This is a genomic window from Planktothrix sp., from assembly GCF_046067725.1.
In the GTDB taxonomy this organism is placed as follows: Bacteria; Cyanobacteriota; Cyanobacteriia; order Cyanobacteriales; family Microcoleaceae; genus Planktothrix.
Window position 1 is genome coordinate 1 of the sequence record NZ_JBJUDF010000217.1, and the last position, 5,428, is coordinate 5,428.

A 5,428-nucleotide genomic window follows, 5' to 3' on the forward strand; every position below is an offset into this window, starting at 1 on the left:
CCCTGTAATGGGTAGCCAGACCCTACCAGAAATGAACGATTCTGATGCACCGGTTGATCCGAGTAAAATTCGGCATCGGGTGAGTGTTCGAGATTCCATTTATAATCAGTTGAAAGCTGAATCTAAACGTTTAGGGAAACCCGTAGTTGAACTAGCGACTCAAGCGATTGAAGAATATTTAGAAAAACTGAAAGTCCAACAGTAAAGTTGAACTGGAAGGGTTTTGGGTTAGAGTATCTCGACCTGCAAATTTAATCCGTTTTATCAATGGTTCAACTTCAACGTATTGCGATCGCCCCTGAACAAATTCAAGACGAACACCTAATTTTAACGGCTGAACAACAGCATTATTTAGGTCGGGTTTTGCGTTTGAAACAAGGCGATCGCTTTATTATTATTGCGGCTCAAGGTCAATGGTGGATAGTCGAATTAATGGTTAATTTGCCTTCAGCGTCTCCCCAAGGTAAATTAATAGAACGAGTTTTGATCCAAACGGAATTATCGGTTGAAATTATATTAATAGTTGCCTTACCCAAAGGAGATGGATTTGAGGAAATTGTCCGGTGTTGCACTGAGTTAGGTGTTACCCAATTTATCCCCGTTATGAGTCAAAGAACAGTGTTAAAACCGAGTGTTCAAAAAGTCGAACGGTGGCGCAGAATTGCGACAGAAGCCGCAGAACAATCAGAACGTCAAATTGTTCCTACTATCTTTGATCCGGTTTCGTTTAAACAAGGATTATTACTGTCTATCAAACCCATGAATCAGGGTGCATCATCTAATTTTAAACTGAAAAAAAAATATCAATATATTTGTGAAGGTCGGGGAAATTATCAACATTTTATGGTAGAATTAATATCAGTTACTTCTAAGCAAATTCCTGATAAAATTATTATTGCAACGGGGCCGGAAGGAGGATGGACAGAGGCGGAAATTCAAGAAGCGATCGCCATTGGATTCCAACCGATTTCCTTGGGGAAACGGATATTAAGAGCGGTTACAGCGCCGATTGTTGCTGTCTCTCAACTGGTGGGAATGATAGAAAAAAGGGAGTAAAACAAAACCAAGAAACCGGGTTTTTGTATTCATCTTTTTTCTATAACAGAAATATGGGTAAAGAAACCCGGTTTCTGAACCCCCACAACAAAGAAAACCAAGAAACCGGGTTTCTGTGTTAATCTTTTTTCTATAACAGAAATATGGGTAAAGAAACCCGGTTTCTGAACCCCCACAAGAAACCAGGTTTTTGTTTAGGGGTTTTTAGAATTAGAATTGGATTCAGAATTGGGAACATTAGAAGGGCTGGATTGACTGTATTTTTTTAACCAATCTTTTCCAACTTGAATAGTAATATCAGATTCTAAATAACCTGTACTTTCCACCACAACTTTACCAAAACCTAATGATTTTTGTAAAGATTCAGCACTCTTAATATCACCATCCTGAGCCACAATTTTAGTTTCTTCTAAAGGTTCTGTCCAAGGTTTAGAAATTCTAACATTCCAGAATCCTCCATCATTTAAACTCCCTACTAAGCGGTCAATTGATTCCGAATTATCATTACTATCTTGAATGGCAATTCTTAAATCTTTCGGATCAATATTTTCAAATTGCCAAACATCTTGACCAAAATCAAAATGTTGTGCAACTAAATTTTCTAAGCGATTCGCATCAGGTAGCCAATAGCTGGCTCGATATTCTTTCGGGTCACTAAATTCACCCGGAACCATCAGCATTTCCACATTTTCCCGTTGAATTCCGCCTGCAAAACTCACTAAAGCCACTAATTCTTCTAAGCTTAGATTTGTATCAATATGGGATTGAATAATCGATACAACTTGAGGAATTTTAGAAATAGTACCAACATCTAACGCCTGTTCCATAAAAGCCCGAATTAACATTTGTTGACGTTGTACCCGACCAATATCTCCCAAGGCATCATAACGGAACCGTAAAAACTGTAATGCTTGTGATCCATTCAGGTGTTGTTCACCTTGTTTTAAATTAATATAAAGATGCTGACTATCATCTTGATATTTCATATCCTTGGGAACGTAAATCTTCACGCCTCCCATCGCATCAATTAATTTTTCTACTCCTTGAACATTGACTCGAACATAACGGTCAATTCCTACACCCCCTAATAATTCACTGGTTGCTTTAGCACTTAAAGCGGGGCCACCATAATAATTAGCATCATTAATTTTAGTCATTCCCCGACCTTCTACATAGGTACGAGTATCACGGGGAATGGATAAGACTTTTAATTTTTTATTCGCCGGGTCAAAACGAATTAATAGCATGGTATCCGATAATCCTTTAAAGGAATCCACTAAGGCGTGGTATCCCAATTCAGGATGAGGATTATCTTCCAAATCGGAGGTTAAAACCTTCACCCCCATCACCAAAATATTCACCGGACGGGTTAATTCAGGCAACTTCATGTTAGTAGTTGCCATTTGACTTTTAGAAAAAACTGCCGCTTCTTCCGGGGTTAACTTTTGCTGGAGTAGGGGTGTGGTGGATAAAGACACAGCTAATAAGGCTCCGGCGGTGGCTGAAATCATGGCGACTCCTGCTAAACCTAAACCGAGCCCTAACCAACGACCCGGACTCGATTGAGCTAATCTCCTTAAACTCGGTTGTGACGCTTTTGGCAATGACTTTTGACTTTGATATCTTGGTGCTGACACGGACTTCCTCACACTAACATTAATGTAAATAAATCGTATTAGGAATAACAGACTTCTAACAACAGAAAGAATTCGTTTAGAACCAACCTATTATGGCAGATGTTTGCCTAATTCTTTTTCAGCAATTCGGCTTAATCCGGGGAGCCAAATCGGTTGACGTTTCCACACTCGAATCATTAACCCTAAGCTGACGATAAAATAACTGGTTGTCAAGAGACTACTGGTTAATAACATCGCTAAGGTGAAGGATTCCGCATTGTGATAGCCAACTTCTAACAATAGCAGTCCTGTTAACCAACTGAACGCTAATACAATCACTAATCGACTAACCGCTTGTTGTTGTCGTGTTCCTTGATGTCGATACAATGTCCATAATGCGGGGAAAAAACCCAAAATCGGAATTAAATAAACAAACAACTGTAAACGTTCTTGTTCAGGATTCTCAAAAGGGTCATGTGTTTTCATAGTGGAAAAAAAAGAAAGTAAGCAGAAAAAAATAAAATATTTTTGAGAGACTCAATACCCTAAACCCTAGTTAATAGACGTTAACAGCCAAGATGCCTGTTCTACACACCCTGATTCTGATACACTGGTTACAACTTGAGATGCAGGAGAACCGATTACCCCATGACCACACAAAAACCGATTGTGATTGCCCCTTCTATATTATCAGCCGATTTTAGCCGTCTAGGTGAAGAAATTCGAGCCGTGGATGAAGCGGGAGCGGATTGGATTCACGTGGATGTGATGGATGGCCGTTTCGTTCCCAATATTACGATTGGGCCGTTAATTGTGGAAGCCATTCGTCCCGTGACCCAAAAACCTCTGGATGTTCACTTGATGATTGTTGAACCCGAAAAGTATGTGGAAGGGTTTGCTAAAGCGGGTGCTGATATTATTTCAGTTCATGCTGAACACAACGCTTCTCCCCACTTACATCGAACTCTTGGCCAAATTCGGGAACTGGGTAAACAAGCGGGTGTGGTTTTGAATCCTTCTACTCCCTTAGAATTAATTGAATATGTGTTAGAGCTTTGTGACTTGGTGTTAATCATGAGTGTTAACCCCGGTTTTGGGGGTCAGAAGTTTATCCCTGGAATTCTGCCAAAAATTCGTCAATTACGGCAAATGTGTGATGAACGGGGTTTAAATCCTTGGATTGAAGTGGATGGCGGTTTAAAAGCCGATAATACTTGGCAAGTTTTAGAAGCAGGTGCTAACGCAATTGTTGCAGGTTCTGCGGTGTTTAATGCACCGGATTATGCTAAAGCAATTGAAGGAATTCGTAATAGCAAACGTCCGACTCCTGAGTTAGCGACGGTTTAGGATTAATTCATATTAACCCTTCTTAATCTTGACCATCCCCCGTTATCGCAATGTAATGGGGGTTAATTATTGAAAATTTTTCTATAACTTTAAAATGACAAATACGGTTGATATTCTGATTCTTTCTAATGGCCCTGGTGAACTGACAACTTGGGTGCGTCCTGTGGTTCAAGCATTACGAGAACAGATCCAAAATCAATCGTTTCAAATCAGAATTTCTTTAATCTTATCTCCCTGTCCTAATGCAACGGGAAAAGAAGTTAATATTGCTCGTTCTTATCCTGAAATTGATCGAGTTCAAGGAGCCGAATATTTCTGGCAATTTTTATTATTGGGGAAAACTAAAGAAAACTGGGACTGGTATAAAAATGGTGTCGTTTTATTTTTAGGAGGAGATCAATTTTTTACGTTAGTTATTAGTAAATGGTTGGGATATCGCAGTGTTATCTATGCCGAATGGGAAGCGCGATGGTGGCGGTATATAACCGTTTTGGGGTGATGAAATCAGAGATTTTAGAAACTATTCCCCAACCTTATCAAGAGAAGGTAGAAGTCATCGGAGATTTAATGGCAGATGTAGCGTTATCCGCTTCTAACTCTCGGATTTCTTCTGATATTATCATCGGATTATTACCAGGTTCTAAAGCAGCAAAATTAGCTCAAGGTGTACCCTTAACCTTAGCCATTGTCGAATATTTACACCAAAAAAGACCCCAAACGAGATTTATTATTCCCCTTGCCCCAACTTTAGATATACAAACTTTAGCTAATTTTGCCGATCCTCAATATAATCCTATCATTGCAAATTTTGGCGGAATTTCAGCAGAACTTTATTTAGGAGAAAATCCTTATTTAAAAACTAAAAATAATGTTATAATTGAAATTAATACTCAATTTCCAGCTTATAATTTACTATCAAACTGCCAACTTTGCTTAACAACAGTCGGAGCTAATACTGCCGAATTAGGAGCCTTAGCGGTTCCCATGATTGTCTTATTACCCACCCAACAATTAGATGCGATGCGTTCCTGGGATGGCATCCCCGGAATTTTAGCGAACTTACCAGGAATTGGGTCTATTTTTGCTAAAATTATTAATAGCTTAGTCTTAAAAACAGGTAAATTATTTGCCTGGCCGAATATTTGGGCAAAACAGGAAATTGTCCCTGAATTAGTCGGAAAACTCCAACCCGAAAATATTGCTAATTTAGTTTTAAATTATTTAGATCACCCTGAACAATTAGAAACCATGCGCCAGAGGTTACAGCAAGTTCGAGGCCAACCCGGCGCTGCCCAAAAATTAGCTCATCTTATTATTCAAGAATCCTTAGAACAGATAAAAAGTTAAAAAGTCCTCCCATCTTCCTATTCGTAATTCGTAATTCGTAATTCGTAATTCCCTGTTCCCCG

5 protein-coding genes and 1 pseudogene are annotated in these 5,428 nt (G+C 39.1%); 4 read left to right on the plus strand and 2 right to left on the minus strand.

What is annotated here, in order from left to right; translation table 11 throughout:
* Together ACKPEB_RS13210 and ACKPEB_RS13215 are read left to right on the plus strand one after the other, a co-directional pair.
* Positions 1–205 (plus strand): hypothetical protein (locus ACKPEB_RS13210; RefSeq protein ID WP_408965395.1); only part of this gene is annotated, 205 nt, incomplete at its 5' end.
* 62 nt (positions 206–267) lie between these two features.
* Positions 268–1,056 carry a 16S rRNA (uracil(1498)-N(3))-methyltransferase gene (locus tag ACKPEB_RS13215; RefSeq protein ID WP_408965396.1) on the plus strand — a complete coding sequence of 263 codons (789 nt, stop codon included), beginning with the start codon at positions 268–270 and terminating at the stop codon, positions 1,054–1,056.
* Between the two features lie 194 nt (positions 1,057–1,250).
* Here the strand turns inward: ACKPEB_RS13215 and ACKPEB_RS13220 are convergent, their stop codons facing one another.
* The gene (locus tag ACKPEB_RS13220; protein WP_408965397.1) at positions 1,251–2,693 is read right to left on the minus strand and encodes an LCP family protein; all 1,443 of its coding nucleotides are present in this window, start codon (positions 2,691–2,693) and stop codon (positions 1,251–1,253) included.
* A gap of 90 nt (positions 2,694–2,783) precedes the next feature.
* Complete coding sequence (locus ACKPEB_RS13225) at positions 2,784–3,158, minus strand: hypothetical protein (protein ID WP_408965398.1); 375 nt, start codon at positions 3,156–3,158, stop codon at positions 2,784–2,786.
* Between the two features lie 162 nt (positions 3,159–3,320).
* Between ACKPEB_RS13225 and rpe the strand changes: the two genes are divergently transcribed.
* Positions 3,321–4,019: a ribulose-phosphate 3-epimerase gene (gene rpe, locus ACKPEB_RS13230; RefSeq protein WP_408965399.1), complete on the plus strand. Its 699-nt coding sequence runs from the start codon at positions 3,321–3,323 to the stop codon at positions 4,017–4,019.
* Between the two features lie 94 nt (positions 4,020–4,113).
* Positions 4,114–5,366, plus strand: a pseudogene (locus ACKPEB_RS13235) (lipid-A-disaccharide synthase).
* The last annotated feature ends 62 nt before the right edge of the window (positions 5,367–5,428 follow it).